Here is a 16340-nt window from a genome sequence, read left to right as displayed (position 1 = left end):
GGCTTGGACGCCGCGTAGGCGGCAGTCGTTCCCGGTGGGATCAGGTCGGTGCCGCCACCACCGTCGGGGAGTCGACGAGCCGGGAAAGCACGATCGTGCTGCGCGTCGAGGTGACGAACGTCTGCGCGCGCAGCCGTTCCAGGGCGTTTTCGAGGTGCGCGATGTCCGCCGCCCGCAGGTGCACGAGGGCGTCCGCCTCGCCGGAGACGGTGTACGCGCCGATGACCTCGGGCAGGCGCCGCACGGCGACCGCGATCTGCGCCGGCGTGGTGCGCCCCGCGCAGAAGAGCTCGACGAACGCCTCGGTGGTCCAGCCGACCGCGGCCGGGTCGATGACGGCCGTGAATCCCCGGATCACCCCGGCTGCGCGCAGCCGGTCGACCCGTCGCTTCACGGCTGGGGCGGAGAGGGAAACGCGGGCGCCGATGTCCGCATACGAAGCGCGTGCGTCGGCGACCAGGGACGCAATGATTCGCTGGTCTACGTCGTCGATCTGCAATGCTTCGCCTCTCCGACGCAAGATTTCCGGCTGTCTTCGCACATGCAGCGTACCTACTCTTTGTGCGTGAGCCAGCAGCGCATGCCGCGAAACCGGACATATCTCATGTGCCCGCCAGAGCACTACGAGGTGGCGTACGCGATCAACCCGTGGATGGACACCACCACGCCCGTCGACACCGAGCTCGCGCTCAAGCAGTGGGAGCGGCTCCGGGAGACCCTGACCGGCCTCGGGCACGCGGTGCACGTGCTCGCGCCCGAGCCATACCTGCCCGACATGGTGTACGCGGCCAACGGTGCGTTCACCGTCGACGGTGTCGCCTACGGGGCCCGCTTCAAGTACGCCCAGCGCACCGCCGAGGCGTCCGCGCACCGGGCGTTCTACGAGGCTGGCGGCTGGGAGTTCCGTGCGCCCACGCGGACCAACGAGGGCGAGGGCGACTTCGCGTATCTGCCGGCGGCGTACGGCGGCCTGATCCTGGCCGGGTACGGCTTCCGCACCGAGCCGGACGCGCATGCCGAGGCGCAGGACGTCCTCGGCCGGCCGGTGGTCTCGCTGCGGCTCGTCGACCCGCGTTTCTACCACCTCGACACCGCGCTCGCGGCGCTCGACGACCGCCGGGTCACGTACTACCCGGGCGCGTTCTCGACGGCCTCCCAGCGCGTGCTGCGCCAGCTCTTCCCGGACGCCCTGCTGGCCGACGAGGCGGACGCGTACGCGTTCGGGCTCAACCTGGTCAGCGACGGCCGCAACGTCGTGCTCAACAGCGAGGCCACCGGGATGGCCCGCAAGGTCGAGGCGGCCGGTTACACGCCGGTGCTCGTCGAGCTCTCCGAGCTGAAGAAGGGCGGCGGCAGCGTCAAGTGCTGCGTCGCCGAGCTACGCCCCTGACGAAAGAGACGGATCAGCCCAGGGTCGCGAGCTCGCTCAGCAGCACATTGGACAGCACCTGGCCGTCCGGGCGCACCTCGCGCAGATACCACCTCTGCTGCGGCCTGCGCGGCTGGTTGAACTGCCAGGTGCCGCGCGGGCTGTCGATCTGGCCCACCCGGCCGAGCATCAGGTTGACCTGCTGCGCGGTCGGGCGCCCGCCACACAAGCGGATGGCCCGGTCGAGCACCTGTGCCGCGTCGTAGGACGCCATCGCCGACGCCGAGGGCAGCAGGTCGTGCTCGCGCTGGTACGCGGTGGCGAAGAGGCGGTTGGCCTCGTTGTTGAGGTCGGCCGAGTAGTTCATGGCGGTGAAGATGCCCTTGGCCTCGTCACCCATGTCTTCGAGCGCGCTGCCCTCGGTGAAGCCGCCGGGCGCGTAGATCGTCGCCTTGAGACCTTCGGAGTGGTACTGCTTCACGAACTCGACCGCGGCCGGACCGGAGTAGAAGGCGTACAGGACGTCGGCGCCGCTCGACTTCAACTGCCCCAGCGTGGGACGGAAGAAGTCTTTGTTGGGCGCGATCGTGGGCGCTGTCCAGAACGTCTCGATCGGCTGCTTGTCGGCCCCGAAGGCCTGGCGGAACTTGTCGACCGCGTCGCGGCCGGTGTCGTCGGTGGGCGCGACGACGGCGACCTTCTGGCTGCTCGACACGACGCCGGTCAGGTAGCTGCCGAGTGCCAGGCTGGGCTCGTTGTCGACGAACGAGGCGGACCAGATGTAGAGCACGCCCTCCAGGCTCCCGGGCACGCCGTTGGTGGCGATGAGGGGCACCTTGGCGTTTTCGATCGTGTCGCGCAGGCCGGAGAGCGAGGCCGAGTTGGCCACGCCGGTGAGCGCGAGCACGCCCTGCCCGAGGAGGGACTCGACGGCGCCCTTCGCGGACTTGGCGTCAGCGCCCTCGTCGGCCGTCACCAGCTGCACGGGATGTCCACCGAGTCGGTTCTGGTTGAGCTGGAGGTACAGCTGGAAGCCGTTGACGAGGTCGTCGCCGACCACCTTCAGCGGGCCGGTCTGCGGCGCCACGAGTCCGATCCGGACCGGGTCGTCGCTGAGCTGCGGCTCGTTGTCGGCAGCGTCGTCCGAGGCGCACGCGGCGGCGACTCCGGCGGCGCCGAGGGCCGCGAAGAGTTTCAGCGCCTGCCGGCGGTCTATCTGGGGCACGGTCAGCCTTTCCCATGGTCGGGGGCCGGATCGCGGCCCACCCGGCTGTCTACCTGGTTCGCGACGCTGCGTCAATGAAGCTTTATTAACTTGGCCCGCTGCCGCCTTATGGGTGCAGGGACATCAGCGCGTTCTTCACCACAGGCCAGGCGGTGGAATGCGGGTCGATAAGGGCGAAATGCTCCGCTTCGGGTAGCTCGATGAGCGTGACTTCGCCACCTTCGGCGCGTGCGGTCGCCGTGTACTTGCGGCTGATTTCCACCGGGACGTGCCGGTCCCGGGCGCCGTGAACGATCACACTCCGTACAGCCGGAGGTGTGCGAGCGGAGGGGTCGGCCTCCGCGTACCGGTCCGGGACGTCGCCCGGCCCACCGCCGAGGAGCGCGGCCACCGCCCCGCGGTCGAGGTCGAGCCGGTGCGCCTCGGCGAGGTCGGCGACCGGTGCGAGGGCCACGATCCCGAGCACGGGCGCGGGACCGGCCAGCGCGTACCAGATCGCGAGGTGGCCGCCAGCCGAGTGGCCGAGCAGCAGCGGGGGCGCCCAACCCAGGCCCATCAGCTGCGGGATCGCCGTGACTCCGGCCACAACATCGGCGAACGTGCCGGGCCAGCCGCCACCCGGCTGCCCGGTCCGGCGGTACTCGAGCTGTGCCACGGGGTAGCCGGAGGCGGCCAGGTCGGCGGCGAGCGGCGCGGTGTGTGATCGATCCCACTCCGCCCGCCAGAAGCCACCGTGCACCACGATCACCAGGGGCCGCGTCGGAGAGCCGGCCGGCGGCAGCCGCACATCGGCGATCTGGTCGGGGTGGTCGCCGTACCGCACGGTGGCGTCCGGCGGCGGGGTCGGGCGGTGGAGAACGCCACGGGGGTCGCTGGACATGGGCAGACGCTATCCCGACGCGGTATTGCTCAGTTGCCCCCACCGGTGCCCACCCGCACCCGCCTCTGCGCGAAGATGGACGGCATGCCCGAAGCACCCCGTACCCCGGAAGAGCCTGGCCCCGGGCCGGGCACCGTCGTGGTGGTCGGTCCGGACGGACGTCCGGTCGGCACCGTCGATACCGACGCGCAAGCCGACGGTGAGGATCCGTCGCGCCTGATCGAGCAGCCCGCCAAGGTCATGCGCATCGGCAGCATGATCAAGCAGCTCCTCGAAGAGGTGAGGTCGGCGCCGCTCGACGAGGCCAGCCGGAGCCGGCTTCGCGAGATTCACAGGCGCTCCATCACCGAGCTCGAAGACGGCCTCGCTCCCGAGCTGCGCGAGGAGCTGGAGCGGCTGTCGCTGCCCTTCGAAGAGGGCGCGACGCCCAGCGAGGGCGAGCTGCGGGTCGCCCAGGCCCAGCTGGTCGGCTGGCTGGAGGGCCTCTTCCACGGCATCCAGGCCGCGCTGGTGGCCCAGCAGATGGCCGCCCGCCTCCAGCTGGAGCAGATGCGCGGCGGCGGTCGTCCCGCGCTGCCGGCAGTGCCCGGCGGGCTCATGCCCGGCATGCCCGGCACCCAGCAGCCCCAGCAAGGCGAGGGCGGCGGCCGCACCGGCCAATACCTCTAGAGACCTTTCGAGATGTGAGCTACCGCGACGTCCGCCGTGGTCCAGACCGTTGCTCCCGCGGCCTCACCCTCCGCTGTTGGTCCCGGCCTGCCCCTGCCCCCAAGAGGGCAGCCCTCTTGGGGATGAACTGTGAAGAGGGCTCCCGTATACCCGTCTGGACGGTGACAGGGCTGCCCTCTTGGGGCGCGCGGAGGTGGGCTTGACCCGCGGACCCGGCAGCGGAGGTCGGGGAATTCGGCTCGCTCCAGCGAGCCGCCGGCCTCCGCGGTCTCCGGCGGGAGCAACGGTCCGCAGCTGACGCGGACCCGGGTAGATCAGTTTTCGATCTCGAAGAGCTTTTCCAGGTACACGGCTACGCCGTCTTCGTCGTTCGAGAGGGTCACGTCGTCGGCGATCTCGCGGACGGCCGGGTGGGCGTTGGCGACGGCGACCGCGCGGCCGGCCCAGGTCAGCATCGGCACGTCGTTGGGCATGTCGCCGAACGCCACGACCTCGGCCGCCTCGATGCCGCGCTGCTCGCAAAACCAGGCCAGCCCGGCCGCCTTGGTGACGCCCGCCGCGGAGATCTCGACCAGCCCGGAGTACGACGAGTGGGTCGCCTCGGCCAGCCCGCCGAGCGCCGCGGCGACGATCCGCACGAACGCGTCCGGGTCGCGCTTACCGGCCCGCACCAGCAGCTTCACCGCCGGCACCGAGGCCACCTCGTCGGGCGTGGCGAGCACCCGGATCGTAGGGTCTTCGGCGTCCCAGAAGACCGGCCACTCCGCGTCGTGCCGAAACTCGCGCCCGTCGGCCACCTCGACCGCGAAGGTCGCGCCCGGCACCTCCGCCCGCAGCCGCTGGGTCACGTCGGCGAGCAGGTCAGGTGCGAGCGGATTGGCGCGGACGATGCGGTCGCCGTCCGGGTCGTACACCACGGCACCGTTGGCACAGACGGCCGGAAGCGGCTCGTGCAGCTGGTCGTACACCTGGCTGAGCCACCGCACCGGACGGCCGGTGACCAGCACGACCACGGTGCCCCGTGCGGCGATCCGGGCCAGCACGTCAACCGTGCGTGGGCTGAGCGAGCGGTCCTGCCGCACCAGCGTCCCGTCGAGATCGGTGGCGACAAGGCGCGGCGCGTCTCCCATCAACGCGACAGTAGTCGATCGAGGTAGACCGCTACGCCGTCGTCGTCGTTGCGCAAGGTCACCTCGTCGGCCAGCAGCCGCACGGTCGGGTGGGCGTTGGAGACCGCGACCCGGCCCCAGCCGGCCCACTCGAACATCGGGATGTCGTTGGGCATGTCACCGAAGACCAGGACCTCGGCCGGGTCGACGCCGAGCACGTCGGCCACGACCGCGAGGCCGGTGGCCTTGTCGACGCCCGGCGGGCAGATCTCCACGAACCCGAGCCCGGCCTGGGTCACCGAGGCCAGCTCCGGCGGCACGATCTCGCGTGCCGTGGCGAGCAGCGTGTCGACGTCGTGGTCGGCGGTACGCGCGAACGCCTTGATCACGTCACCGTCAAGGCACTCGGCCCGGGCCCGCTCCTCGAAACCCTCGGGGTATGGCCACGCCGCGTCGAAGTCGCCCCAGAGCGGCGCACCCGGGCCATCCTGCGCCTCGACCATGACGATCAGCGGCCCGACCTTCGCCTCGAGATCGGTGAGCAGCTTGGCCAGCGTCACGCCGGAGAGCCGCTCGTCGCGCAGGACCACCGGGCCGGCCGGGTCGGTCTGGTCGATTACCCGCCCACCGCCGGCCATCACCAGGTAGTCGGCCGCCCGGATGTCGTTGCGGGTGAGCTCCGCCAGCCGCGGCCCACGCCCCGTGGCACCCACGATCGGGATGCCGGCCGCCCGGACCCGGTCGAGCACCTGATGGGTGAACTCCGACACGGTGTCATCGCTGCGCACCAGCGTGCCGTCGAGGTCAGTGGCGATGAGCTTTGGCAGTCCCGGGCGGGGCATGGTCCCTCCTCACCCGGCCGAGACCGGCGCGGCGACTCCGCTCCGGCACCGGCGGGGGAGCAACCGTACCTCACCGAACGCTACTCATCCATGACTTTCGTGCGACGCCAAGGTCACGCGGGCTCTAACACGTCGCGGCCACCCAGATAGGGCTGGAGTGCCTTGGGCACCCGCACCGACCCGTCCGGCTGCTGGTGGTTTTCCAGGATCGGGATCAGCCAACGGGTGGTGGCGAGCGTGCCGTTGAGCGTCGCCGCGGTCTGCGTCTTGCCGTCCGCGTCGCGGTAGCGGATGCCGAGGCGGCGGGCCTGGAACGTCGTGCAGTTGGACGTGGAGGTCACCTCGCGGTAGCGGCTCTGCGACGGCACCCACGCCTCGCAGTCGTACTTGCGGGCCGCGCTCGATCCCAGGTCGCCGGCCGCCACGTCGATCACGCGGTAGGGCACCTCGACCTTGGCGAGCATCTCCTCCTGCCAGGCCAGCAGCCGCAGGTGCTCGTCGCGTGCCTCCTCCGGGCGGCAGAAGGTGAACATCTCCACCTTGTCGAACTGGTGCACCCGCAGGATCCCGCGCACGTCTTTGCCGTGCGAGCCGGCCTCGCGGCGGAAGCACGTCGACCAGCCCGCGTATCGGATGGGGCGCTCCAGGTCGAGGATCTCGCCCGAGTGGTACGCGGCCAGCGGTGCCTCGCTCGTGCCGACCAGGAAGAGGTCGTCGGCCTCCAACCGGTAGACCTCGCTCGCGTGCGAACCGAGGAAGCCGGTGCCCTCCATCGACTCCGGCTTGAGCAGCACGGGCGGGATGACCGTCGTGAGGCCGTACTCCACGGCCTGGGCGATGGCCATCTGGAGCAGGCCGAGCTCCAGCAGCGCGCCGACGCCGGTGAGGAAGTAGAAGCGGCTGCCGGAGACCTTCGCGCCGCGTTCCATGTCGATCGCGCGCAGGGCCTCGCCCAGCTCCAGGTGGTCGCGCGGGCTGTCGAGGTCGGGCTTGTGACCAACCTCGCGCAACACCACGAAGTCGTCCTCACCGCCGGCCGGTGCGCCCTCTTCCACGACGTTGGGCACGGCCAACTGAGCCTGGCGCAGCGCCTGCTCAGCCTGGGTGGCGGCGGTCTCGGCCGCCTTCACGTCAGCCGACAACTCCTTGGTACGGGCCAGGAGTGCGGTCTTTTCGTCGCCCTTGGCCTGGGAGACCTGCTTGCCCAGCGACTTTTGCTCGGCGCGCAGTGCCTCGAAGGCCTGCACCGCCGCACGGCGCCCCTCGTCGGCGCGCAGCAGCTCGTCGACGGCGGACTCGGACTCGCCACGGGTGCGCTGGCTGGCACGGATGGCGTCGGGGTCGTCGCGAAGCAGGCGGAGGTCAATCACGACATACCAGCCTACGGGGTCGGCAAGTCGTTTCTGCCGTCGGCCGGCGGCTTGCCATCGTGCATGGGAACGAACGGCGCCGTTGGCCCGACCGTGAGATCGGCCGGCGGCGGAAGGTCACTGTCGAGGTCGTCCGGCTCCTGCGCCGCCCGCGGCCGCCGCCATGGCCAGTCGACCTGCGTGGCCGCGTCCCGCGGCTCGGCGTCGGCGCCCGCCCCGGCCGCGGCCGGCTCCACGGCTGGCGCCGGCATGAGCCGACCGGCCAGGTAGAAGGCGATCGCGAAGCCGGCGATGCCGAGGAATGCCATGGGCAGGCCGCGCCCGTACGCCAGCTCGTAGGTCGGACCCTGCGGACCGAAGAAGAGGCGGGACAGCTGGTACGACGCGCTGTGGTCGTCGAGCCACACCGTGGCGCCGGCCAGGATCGCGGCGGACAAGCCGGCCGCTGTCAGCCCGAGGACCCGCAGCTGGGCGCGCATCGCGGGGCGGCCGAAGAGGAGCAGGCTCATGCAGCCCACGAGCACGAAGATCCCGATGAGGTATCCGGTGGCGTAGCCGCCCAGGTCGGCGACGCCGGCGGTGCCGGGCGGGGGCACCTGCTCCGGCGGAAGCACGATGGACTGCGGCGTGAAGGTGGTGGTCTGCCACTCTCCGACCAGCGAGGCGAAGATGGCGACCGCACTCAGGCCGGCGACGATCGGCACGAGCCGCCAGTCTTTGCGCACGGCGGTGAGGATCTGCGACGCGCGTGGGCGCTGCCGGACCGGCGCGTCGGCGCCGAACTCCACGACCGCCGGCTCGTCCAGCCGCGCGCCGATGTCCGCCTGTGGCTCCTGTGGCTCCTGCGACATGGCTAGAGACTCTCTTTTTCCAGCGTGCTCAGCATGACCACCCGCGTCTCGACGTAGCGCTCAGCTCCCGCCTCACGAACGAGCTTGTGCTGGTGAACGACCGTGTCGCCGTCGTCCGTTTCCTCCACTCGCCAGTACTCCGGTATGCCGCAGGCGGCGTACTTGGCCGGCTTGACGATGCGATCCGCGGTGCGCGAGTCCGGCGACACGACCTCGACTACCAGCTCGAACTCACGTGCCGGGTGATAGGCCACTTCCTTCGCCGGTAAGTCTCGGAAGACTGCGACGTCGGGCGTGACAAGTTCGCGTGGGCCTAGAACTACACCTTGCTCCAGGTATGCCAGCCTGCCGGCGTGGATGAGGAGGCGGTAAGTGCGCCCCACGCCGTCCGCGTGCCGCGGACGCATCGCTGCGGCTGCCACAACCAGGTTCCCTTCCCACAGCTCATAGCGGTAGTCGGGCGGGAGGTCCTGAAGGATCTCCGGTGTCCAGTCGATGCCTACCGGCAGCTTGATCGTCGCCATGCCATCCTCCGCCCCTGCCTCCCCGACCAGGATAGGCATCAGTTTTGCTGGGTGCGGACTGACAACAGAGCGCCACCGAGCGCCAACACCAGGGGTGCGGCCACCCCGTAGCCGACGCCGGGGCCACGGGTCGCCCGGACGTCGACCATCGCGAGCCCGCTCACGAGCGTGTCCATCGAGGCGCCGGCGGCCCGCGCGCCGACCAGGCTGGCGAGGAGCATGCCGAGCACGCCCATCGCGAGCGCGGCTACCCCAGCGCCCCGGGCCGCGCCGCCGGTGGCCGCCGCCGCGCCCGCGACAAGGCCGAGCACCACGAAGAGGGCGATCACGTACCACCAGCCGAGGTCGAGCTGGAACACCGCGATGCCACCGGAGTGGTCCAGGTCCGCGCCCTCCACCGGAACGTCGACCGCGAGCCGGTAGTGGGCCCAGGGCACCGCGAGCGCCAGAAGCGCGAGCACGAATCCGGCCACCACCAGCGCGCCGCCGCCGCCCACCAGCGCCACCTTCCGGGTCATAGCGGGATCGTCGCATCGGAGTGCCGATTGGGCTAGCGTCGGGCTCATGCCTATCCGCACCGCATCTGCCCGCTGGCAGGGCAATCTCACCGAGGGTTCCGGCACCATCCGCACTGGTAAGGGCGGATACGAGGGGAACTATTCGTTCAAGTCCCGCTTCGAGGAGGGTGAGGGGACCAACCCCGAGGAGTTGATCGGCGCCGCCCACGCCGGCTGTTTCTCGATGGCCTTCTCGAAGGGCCTCGCCGACGCCGGTTTCACGCCGGACTCGGTCGAGACGACCGCGAAGGTGCACCTGGACAAGACCGACGCCGGCATGACCGTCACGCGCATCGACCTGGAGACGGTCGGCCAGGTGCCGGGCATCGACGAGGCCGAGTTCCTGAAGATCGCCGAAGGCGCCAAGGCAAACTGCCCCATCTCCCGGCTGCTCTCGCCCGGCGCCGAGATCACACTCAACGCCCAGCTGGCCTGACCCTCCGTCTTCCCGGCGGCGCCGGCTCTCCGGCGCCGTCGGTCATCCCTGCCGTCGGGCAGAATGAGTCGTGTGCCCGTCGAGATGAGCCGCGAGCGGTTCGAGGAGCTGGTCAGCGAGGCCCTCGACGAGGTGCCGGAAGAGTTGCTCGGCCTGATGAGCAATGTGGTGATCCTTGTCGAAGACGACTCACCGCCGGGCGAGCCGGAGCTGCTCGGTGTGTACGAGGGGTATGCGCTCACCCGCCGGGGCTGGGATTACGGCGGTGTGCTGCCCGACCGGATCACCATCTACCGCAACCCGACACTGCGCATCTGCGACAACGAGGACGACGTGGTCGAAGAGGTCGCTGTCACGGTTGTCCATGAGATAGCGCACCATTTCGGCATCGACGACGAGCGCCTGCACGAGCTCGGTTGGGGCTGAACGGCCCAGGTCGACTATTGCCACCGCGGCCTACTCTCCGAGGCATGCGTAGCGCGTTGTTCTCGGCGGAGAACCTCGAGAAGGAGTCGGCGCAGCCCGGCATGCGGCTGCAAAACTCCAAGATGTTGAAAATAGAGCTCAATGGCGAGTGCATGGCCCGCACCGGCGCCATGGTCGCCTACCAGGGCCAGGTCCAGTTCCAGGCGCTCGGCTCCGGCGGGATCGGCAAGTTTCTGAAGCAGAAGCTGACCGGTGAGGGTGTCCCGCTGATGAAGATGAGCGGTCACGGTGACGTCTTCCTCGCCGACCTCGCGTCGGACGTGCACCTCATCGACCTGGAGCCCGGCGACGCCCTGTCGATCAACGGTTCCAGCGTGCTGGCCTTCGACTCGACGCTCCAGTACGACATCAAGATGGTGCAGGGCATGGGCATGCTCTCCTCGGCCGGCCTGTTCAACTGCGTGTTCACCGGGCACGGGCGGATCGCGGTGACCACCAAGGGCACCCCCGTGGTGCTCAACGTCGACCAGCCCACGTTCGTCGACCCGCAGGCGGCGGTGTGCTGGTCGGCCAGCCTTCAGACCGGCTACCACCGGGCCGAGCAGCTGGGCCTTGGCACGCTGCTGGGGCGGCGCACGGGTGAGGCCTTCACGATGAGCTTCGCCGGGCAGGGCTTCGTCGTGGTGCAGCCGTCCGAGGAGCCGCCGGTGCAGGGCAGCGGCCAGCAGCAGAGCAGTGGCGGTCTAGGCGGCCTGCTCGGCAACTAGGGCTAGCTCACGTCGCCCGCGCGGATGCGTGCCAGCCACGCGGCCGCGTCGGCATAGTCCACATCGGAGAGTCCGGCCGGCGCGGGGACCGGCCGGTCGTCACCGACCGCGCGCTGCCGCGGGTACGACCCGAGGAAGCGGACGTCGGCGCACACCCGGCGCAGCCCCTGGAGGGCCTCGCCGAGGCGGTCGTCGGAGACGTGCCCGGTGCAGTCGAGGAAGAACGCGTACCGCCCGAGCCGCTCGCCCGTCGGCCGCGACTCGATGCGGGTGAGGTTGATACCGCGCACCGCGAGCTCCATGAGTACGCCCAGCAGCGCGCCCACCCGGTCGTGCGAGATGAAGACGGCCAGCGAGGTGACGTCGTCGCCGGTCGGCTCCGGCGGCGCTGACGGCCGGGACACCAGCACGAAGCGGGTCACCGCGTCCGGGTGATCGGAGATCTTCTCCGCGAGCAGGGCCAGCCGGTACCGGTCGGCGCCGATCGGCGCGCAGATCGCGGCGTCGTACTCGCCCGCGGCGGCGGCGATCGCGGCGGCCGCGTTGGAGAGCACGTCGACGACCGTGGCCTCGGGCAGGTGGGTGCGCAGCCAGCCCCGGCACTGCGCGGAGGCCTGCGGGTGCGCCGCGACCGTGCGGATCCGCTCGAACGCCACCGGCTGGCGCGCGCCGAACACGAACTCGACCGGGATCACCACCTCGCGCGTGATCACCAGCGGCGCCCCGTCGATCAGCTCGTCGAGCGTGATGCCCACCGCGCCGCCGATCGAGTTTTCCACCGGTACGAGCGCCGCGTCCGCCTCACCGGCCCGGATCGCGTCCAGCGCCTCCGGAACGCTGCGCGCCGGCGTACGGGTGCCGCGCGCGGCCGCGGGCAGCGTCAGCAGCGCCTGCTCGGCGAAGGTGGCTTCGGGGCCGAGGTACATGAAATGGGTGGGTGGCACGCCTGGCATGCCATCAGCCTAGACATTGCCGGGGGCTTGACCGCCCTCGCAGGCCACGACACGGATGCCGGCCGGCGCGCTCGTGCGCACCGGGATGTTGCACACGTTGGTGCCGGCGGTGACGAGCGTCAGCGAGCTCGGCGCGCCGCGGGTCACCACCAGCAGCGGGTCGCGGTTGGAGACGACGATCACGCTGTACTGCCAGGTGCCGGCGCAGAGCGGCGTGTCCGAGCGCACCGTGGCCGACCCGCCGCCCGGCAACATGCCCGACGTCCTGCGCAACAGGGCCATCACCTGCGCCGCACTGGGCTGCCCCTGGCACGGCACAGCGGTGGCCTCGCCGAACGTGGGCGTAGCGCTGGGCACGGCGGTCGGTGGCAGGTCGGAGGCGACCGGCGGAGGGGAGGCCGTCGGCGGAGCCGTCTTGGGCGAGGGGACCACGCTGCCCGGCGGATCGCGCAGCTCCGGCGGCACGCCGCAGCCGGTGACCAGCGCGGCGATGGCGATCGCCGCGGCACCGGCACGTGTGGCGATGGCGGTCACGGCGGCACCACGACGGGCGGCGCGGGCGTGGGCAGGCACGGGCTCCTCGAACATCAACGGGCGTCGCTGGACGGCCGGACATGGCCGAGGTCCATATTAGGCGGATACGAGGAGTGCCTCACACCTCACAGAAGAATGTGAGCGAGCCGGTAACCTCGCCGTCGTCGTGCAGCGGCGTCGCGATGGCGTCGACCGTGGCCGCGCCGCCCTCGGTGCCGGACTGGACCCGCAGGAGCCCACGCGCCAGCCGGCCGGACGAGATGGCGAGCACGGGCGGGATCTTGTCGATCTCGGTGTCGGGCAGCTCGGTGCGCGCCTGCGTGAAGTCGACGAGGCGCAGCACGCCCTCGACGAGGCTTTCGCCGGTGGCGTCGGCGGGGCTGCCCAGCCCCAGCAGCTGGCACGCCGACTCGGAGATGGCCACGATCACCATCTCGGAGTTGATCAGCATGCACGGCTCGCCGGCGGCGGCGACGGTGGGCTCCCACAGCTCGAGGCTGCCGAGCCGCTCCGGCTGTAAGGTCGCGCGAGCTTCCGGCACGAACGCTTCCGAAATGGAGAGTTCGACGTGCGCCACCCCGCGCCTCCAATACACTCCGCCGGTAAACCGCTACGCTAACCGGTTTCGACGCGGAACGCCGACCCCGATCCTTCCGGCGGGTTTGTCCGGTACGGCTGGCTGGGACGCTACCGGCGGGCACCCCTCTTGTCAGCGGCCGTTCGGCCGTCCTCGTACCACCGGTAGTTGGCCGCCGACCGGTACGGAGCGTTGAGCCAAGTGGACGGGTGGCGTGCAACCTGGGAGAGCTTTTCCGCCGTCGCGGGGGTGATCTTCTGACCACCGGCCACGAGCAGCCGGTCGAGCTCGCGGTGGGTCGCCACGAGGCAGTCCTTCGGCAGCCCGTACACGCTGATCTGGCCCGATCCGACGAAGGTCAGCACGGGGGTGACCGGCACGTTGAGCCCGACCGCGGCGGAGAGCGCCTTGGCGGCGCGCTTGGCGTCGCGGCGCGCCTCGGCGAAGTAGGCCGGGCGCTTGCCGTTGATCTGCACGACGTCGCCGGCGATCATCACGCGAGCGCGGCCGTGGTCGGCGACCGTGACGGCGAAGATGCCGCTCGGCCCGATCGCCAGGAACCCGGCCCGCTCGTCGCGCGCGCGGCCCTCGATGTCGATCAGGGCGGCGGGCACGTCGGTGCGCGGCCAGTCGACCACGTGCCACGCGGGGCCGAGGTGGTCTAGGCGGGTGAGTGCGCGGGCGCCAGCGGCCTCTACGCGCCGCGCATCGCGCTCGGCACGCCGCCTACGGGCCCACTCGAGTGGGGTGGGTCGAACCGCTTCGAGGATCGCTGGCTGACCGTCGCCCGTCGGGGACTGGCCAGCGGGGGGTAGCGCCCGCTGCGGGGGGACAGCACGACGCGCAGGGAAGACGGTCATCGCGGACCTCCGGCAAAAGGTCTCTCTAGTTGTGGTTTCACTACGGTACGTGGTTGAGCGGGTACTCAAGAAGGAGTGACGGCGGAGTGACTGGGGATGAATGCCGCATTCACGACCCGCCTCTTTTGTCAGATGGTGCTACCCGAGTGGCTACGCTGACCATTGTGGCCCATTACGTGGACAGCGAGGTTGGAAGACTCGTCACAGTGCTCCTCCACCGCCCGGGTCCTGAGCTGGCGCGTCTGACCCCGCGAAACAGCGACTCGCTGCTCTTCGACGCGATCCCTTGGGTGGGCCGGGCGCAGGAAGAACACGACGCCTTCGCGGGCGCCCTGCGCGACCGTGGCGTGGAGGTCCTCTACCTGAGCGCGCTGCTCGCCGAGACCCTCGCGACCGACGAGGCGCGGGCCGAGCTGACCGGCCAGGTGCTCGCCGACCCGCGGCTGGGCGAGACGCTGCGCCGGCGGGTGGCCGACCACCTGGCCTACCTCGACCCGGCCGGACTGTCCGATGTGCTCATCGCCGGGCTGGCACACGAGGAGCTGCGCGGCCGACCGGGCGGCCTCGTCTACGCCCTCATGGACCAGCACGACTTCATCATCGACCCGCTGCCCAACCTGCTCTTCACCCGCGACTCGTCGGTCTGGGTGCGCGACCAGGCGGCGGTCAGCAGCCTCGCGATGCCGGCCCGGCGGCGGGAGACCACGCTGCTGCACACGATCTATCGGCACCATCCACGCTTCGCCGGCACAGAGCTGGCCTACCAGCCCGCGCTCGAGCCCGTGGAGGGCGGCGATGTCCTGCTCCTCGCGCCCGGCGTCCTCGCCGTGGGAGTGGGGGAGCGGACCACCCCGGCCGGCGCCGAGCGGCTGGCCCGCCGGGTGTTCATGGCCGGGCTGGCGCACACGATCCTTGTGGTGCCGATCGCGCAGGAGCGCGCCACCATGCACCTCGACACGATCGTGACCATGGTCGACGTCGACGCCGTGCTGATGTACCCGAACGTCGCCGACGCCCTCGTGGCGTACACGGTGGTGGCCGGCGAGGACGGCGAGCCGCAGGTGGACGGTCCGGCGCCGTTTCTGCGGGCCGCCGCCGACGCGATGGACCTCGACGCGCTCCGGGTCATCGACACCGGGCTCGACCCGGTGACCGCCGAGCGGGAGCAATGGGACGACGGCAACAACACGCTCGCCATCGAGCCGCGGCTGTGCGTGGCGTACGAGCGCAACGTCGAAACCAACGCCCAGCTCGAACGCGCCGGCATCGAGGTGATCCCGATCCCCGGGTCCGAGCTGGGCTCCGGTCGTGGCGGCCCGCGGTGCATGTCCTGCCCGATGGTCCGCGACCCGCTGAAGCCTCTCAGCGCAGCGTGAGCTGGCGGCCCAGCAGCCCTTGCTTGGCACGGCGGGCGGTCGCGTCGAGCGGGCTCTCGTCGCCGAGCGCGTCGGTGTAGCGCTTGGCGAAGTCGGCCACGGGCGCCTCCCAGTCGGCCGCCTCCGGCTCACGCGGGATGTCCCACACCGGCACCAGGCGGCCGTGCGCGCGGAACATGCCGGCGAACTTGGTGCCGTCGCCCAGCAGCAGCTCGCCCGCACCGGCGAGCCTCGCCAGGGCGTTGAGGGCGGCGTCTTCGTCGTCTGGCAGCACCCAGCGCACGTGCCCCTTCTCGGGGACCCGGCACCAGTACGCCGCCTTGGCCGCCGCGAGCCGCACGGTCGGGTAGATCGACGCGTTGGCCCGCTCCAGCGACGCCTTCACGTTGGGGTCGTCGGCCGCGTCGGCATCCAGCCAGAACTCGAACGTGTCGTGCATCGTCACGTCGAGCGCCCCGTCGACGAGGACATCTTGGAGGCGGGGACCTTCGCCGGGCAGGGCCGGCACGGCCACGGTGCCGCCCGGCTCGGTCTCCAGTGCGGAGAGCAGGGCGACGGCGAGGTCGCGCGAGATGTCGCCGGATTGCACGTGGCGCTGGAGACCGACGAAGACCCGGCCGTCCGGCTTGGTCATCGCCGGCCACGCCATCGGCAGCACGGTGGCCAGCGTGACGGACCGCTCGCCGTACTTGGCGACGAGGTCGGGGGCGAGGCGCAGCGGCGCCGACGCGGCCGGCACCAGCTCGCGCAGCGCGATCCACTCCGCCTCGTCCGCCAGACCCTCGAACGGGCGGGGGACGAATACGTCGCGCAGCTTTTGACGCTTGGGAGCCGCCTCAGCGGACCGGGAGTTCTTTCGACGCTTGCTCACTCTGTCTCCGGGTTCGTTCGCTCACGCGGCGCTGAAGGCGACGTCTTCCTCCGCTGCCCCGAAACCCCGACTTCGTCGGCGGGGCAGCTCCGTCCAGACGCCACCGCGCCAGCTCGCTCTCTCACAGCCGTTCAGCCTAGGCTC

General features: G+C 71.0%; 20 protein-coding genes. 6 read left to right on the top strand and 14 right to left on the bottom strand.

Features of this window, described 5'->3' with window-relative positions:
* Positions 1-40: 40 nt before the first annotated feature.
* Positions 41-499: an Lrp/AsnC family transcriptional regulator gene (locus ACTMTJ_RS10565; RefSeq protein WP_441215973.1), complete on the bottom strand. Its 459-nt coding sequence runs from the start codon at positions 497-499 to the stop codon at positions 41-43.
* Positions 500-565: 66 nt separating this feature from the next.
* Between ACTMTJ_RS10565 and ddaH the strand changes: the two genes are divergently transcribed.
* A complete protein-coding gene (gene ddaH / locus ACTMTJ_RS10560; protein ID WP_441215972.1) occupies positions 566-1390 on the top strand; it encodes a dimethylargininase in 825 nt (274 codons plus the stop codon).
* 13 nt (positions 1391-1403) lie between these two features.
* Here the strand turns inward: ddaH and ACTMTJ_RS10555 are convergent, their stop codons facing one another.
* Positions 1404-2594 carry an ABC transporter substrate-binding protein gene (locus ACTMTJ_RS10555; RefSeq protein ID WP_441215971.1) on the bottom strand — a complete coding sequence of 397 codons (1191 nt, stop codon included), beginning with the start codon at positions 2592-2594 and terminating at the stop codon, positions 1404-1406.
* Between the two features lie 106 nt (positions 2595-2700).
* Positions 2701-3474, bottom strand: coding sequence for an alpha/beta hydrolase family protein (locus ACTMTJ_RS10550; protein ID WP_441215970.1), 774 nt, complete (start codon positions 3472-3474; stop codon positions 2701-2703).
* 84 nt (positions 3475-3558) lie between these two features.
* Between ACTMTJ_RS10550 and ACTMTJ_RS10545 the strand changes: the two genes are divergently transcribed.
* Entirely contained in the window at positions 3559-4143 is a 585-nt protein-coding gene (locus tag ACTMTJ_RS10545) for a bacterial proteasome activator family protein (RefSeq protein WP_441215969.1), read from the top strand.
* A 314-nt stretch (positions 4144-4457) separates the two neighbouring features.
* Here ACTMTJ_RS10545 and ACTMTJ_RS10540 read toward each other — a convergent pair whose 3' ends face one another.
* From ACTMTJ_RS10540 to ACTMTJ_RS10515, 6 genes are all read right to left on the bottom strand, one after another.
* Positions 4458-5273 carry an HAD family hydrolase gene (locus tag ACTMTJ_RS10540; RefSeq protein ID WP_441215968.1) on the bottom strand — a complete coding sequence of 272 codons (816 nt, stop codon included), beginning with the start codon at positions 5271-5273 and terminating at the stop codon, positions 4458-4460.
* Positions 5273-6094, bottom strand: a complete 822-nt coding sequence (locus ACTMTJ_RS10535; RefSeq protein ID WP_441215967.1) for an HAD family hydrolase — start codon at positions 6092-6094, stop codon at positions 5273-5275. The genes ACTMTJ_RS10540 and ACTMTJ_RS10535 overlap by 1 nt, the downstream gene beginning before the upstream one ends.
* A gap of 113 nt (positions 6095-6207) precedes the next feature.
* Positions 6208-7464 carry a serine--tRNA ligase gene (gene serS / locus ACTMTJ_RS10530; RefSeq protein WP_441215966.1) on the bottom strand — a complete coding sequence of 419 codons (1257 nt, stop codon included), beginning with the start codon at positions 7462-7464 and terminating at the stop codon, positions 6208-6210.
* Positions 7465-7475: 11 nt separating this feature from the next.
* Complete coding sequence (locus ACTMTJ_RS10525; protein ID WP_441215965.1) at positions 7476-8315, bottom strand: hypothetical protein; 840 nt, start codon at positions 8313-8315, stop codon at positions 7476-7478.
* Between the two features lie 2 nt (positions 8316-8317).
* Positions 8318-8839 (bottom strand): Uma2 family endonuclease, encoded by a 522-nt coding sequence (locus ACTMTJ_RS10520; RefSeq protein WP_441215964.1) that lies wholly within the window; start codon positions 8837-8839, stop codon positions 8318-8320.
* 38 nt (positions 8840-8877) lie between these two features.
* Entirely contained in the window at positions 8878-9357 is a 480-nt protein-coding gene (locus ACTMTJ_RS10515; RefSeq protein ID WP_441215963.1) for a hypothetical protein, read from the bottom strand.
* Positions 9358-9403: 46 nt separating this feature from the next.
* On the opposite strand from ACTMTJ_RS10515, the gene ACTMTJ_RS10510 reads away from it, so the two are divergent.
* From ACTMTJ_RS10510 to ACTMTJ_RS10500, 3 genes are all read left to right on the top strand, one after another.
* On the top strand, positions 9404-9832 hold the full coding sequence (locus ACTMTJ_RS10510) for an OsmC family protein (RefSeq protein ID WP_441215962.1): 429 nt from the start codon (positions 9404-9406) through the stop codon (positions 9830-9832).
* A 63-nt stretch (positions 9833-9895) separates the two neighbouring features.
* Positions 9896-10258 carry a metallopeptidase family protein gene (locus tag ACTMTJ_RS10505; RefSeq protein WP_441215961.1) on the top strand — a complete coding sequence of 121 codons (363 nt, stop codon included), beginning with the start codon at positions 9896-9898 and terminating at the stop codon, positions 10256-10258.
* A gap of 44 nt (positions 10259-10302) precedes the next feature.
* Entirely contained in the window at positions 10303-11025 is a 723-nt protein-coding gene (locus ACTMTJ_RS10500; RefSeq protein ID WP_441215960.1) for an AIM24 family protein, read from the top strand.
* Between the two features lie 2 nt (positions 11026-11027).
* Here the strand turns inward: ACTMTJ_RS10500 and pheA are convergent, their stop codons facing one another.
* From pheA to ACTMTJ_RS10480, 4 genes are all read right to left on the bottom strand, one after another.
* Positions 11028-11978, bottom strand: a complete 951-nt coding sequence (pheA, locus tag ACTMTJ_RS10495; protein WP_441215959.1) for a prephenate dehydratase — start codon at positions 11976-11978, stop codon at positions 11028-11030.
* Positions 11979-11987: 9 nt separating this feature from the next.
* Positions 11988-12512: a hypothetical protein gene (locus ACTMTJ_RS10490; protein ID WP_441215958.1), complete on the bottom strand. Its 525-nt coding sequence runs from the start codon at positions 12510-12512 to the stop codon at positions 11988-11990.
* Between the two features lie 118 nt (positions 12513-12630).
* A complete protein-coding gene (locus ACTMTJ_RS10485; RefSeq protein WP_441215957.1) occupies positions 12631-13089 on the bottom strand; it encodes a hypothetical protein in 459 nt (152 codons plus the stop codon).
* A 110-nt stretch (positions 13090-13199) separates the two neighbouring features.
* Positions 13200-13949 carry a hypothetical protein gene (locus tag ACTMTJ_RS10480; protein ID WP_441215956.1) on the bottom strand — a complete coding sequence of 250 codons (750 nt, stop codon included), beginning with the start codon at positions 13947-13949 and terminating at the stop codon, positions 13200-13202.
* A 161-nt stretch (positions 13950-14110) separates the two neighbouring features.
* On the opposite strand from ACTMTJ_RS10480, the gene ACTMTJ_RS10475 reads away from it, so the two are divergent.
* Positions 14111-15325, top strand: coding sequence for an arginine deiminase (locus ACTMTJ_RS10475; RefSeq protein ID WP_441216310.1), 1215 nt, complete (start codon positions 14111-14113; stop codon positions 15323-15325).
* Here ACTMTJ_RS10475 and ACTMTJ_RS10470 read toward each other — a convergent pair.
* The gene (locus ACTMTJ_RS10470; RefSeq protein WP_441215955.1) at positions 15312-16196 is read right to left on the bottom strand and encodes a DUF5926 family protein; all 885 of its coding nucleotides are present in this window, start codon (positions 16194-16196) and stop codon (positions 15312-15314) included. The genes ACTMTJ_RS10475 and ACTMTJ_RS10470 overlap by 14 nt on opposite strands.
* Positions 16197-16340 lie beyond the last annotated feature (144 nt).

Origin of the sequence: Phytohabitans sp. LJ34, assembly GCF_052068095.1 — a bacterium.
Taxonomy (GTDB): Bacteria; Actinomycetota; Actinomycetes; order Mycobacteriales; family Micromonosporaceae; genus Phytohabitans.
The sequence above is the reverse complement of the archived record's forward strand: the minus strand, read 5'-3'. Positions and strand labels throughout refer to the sequence as shown.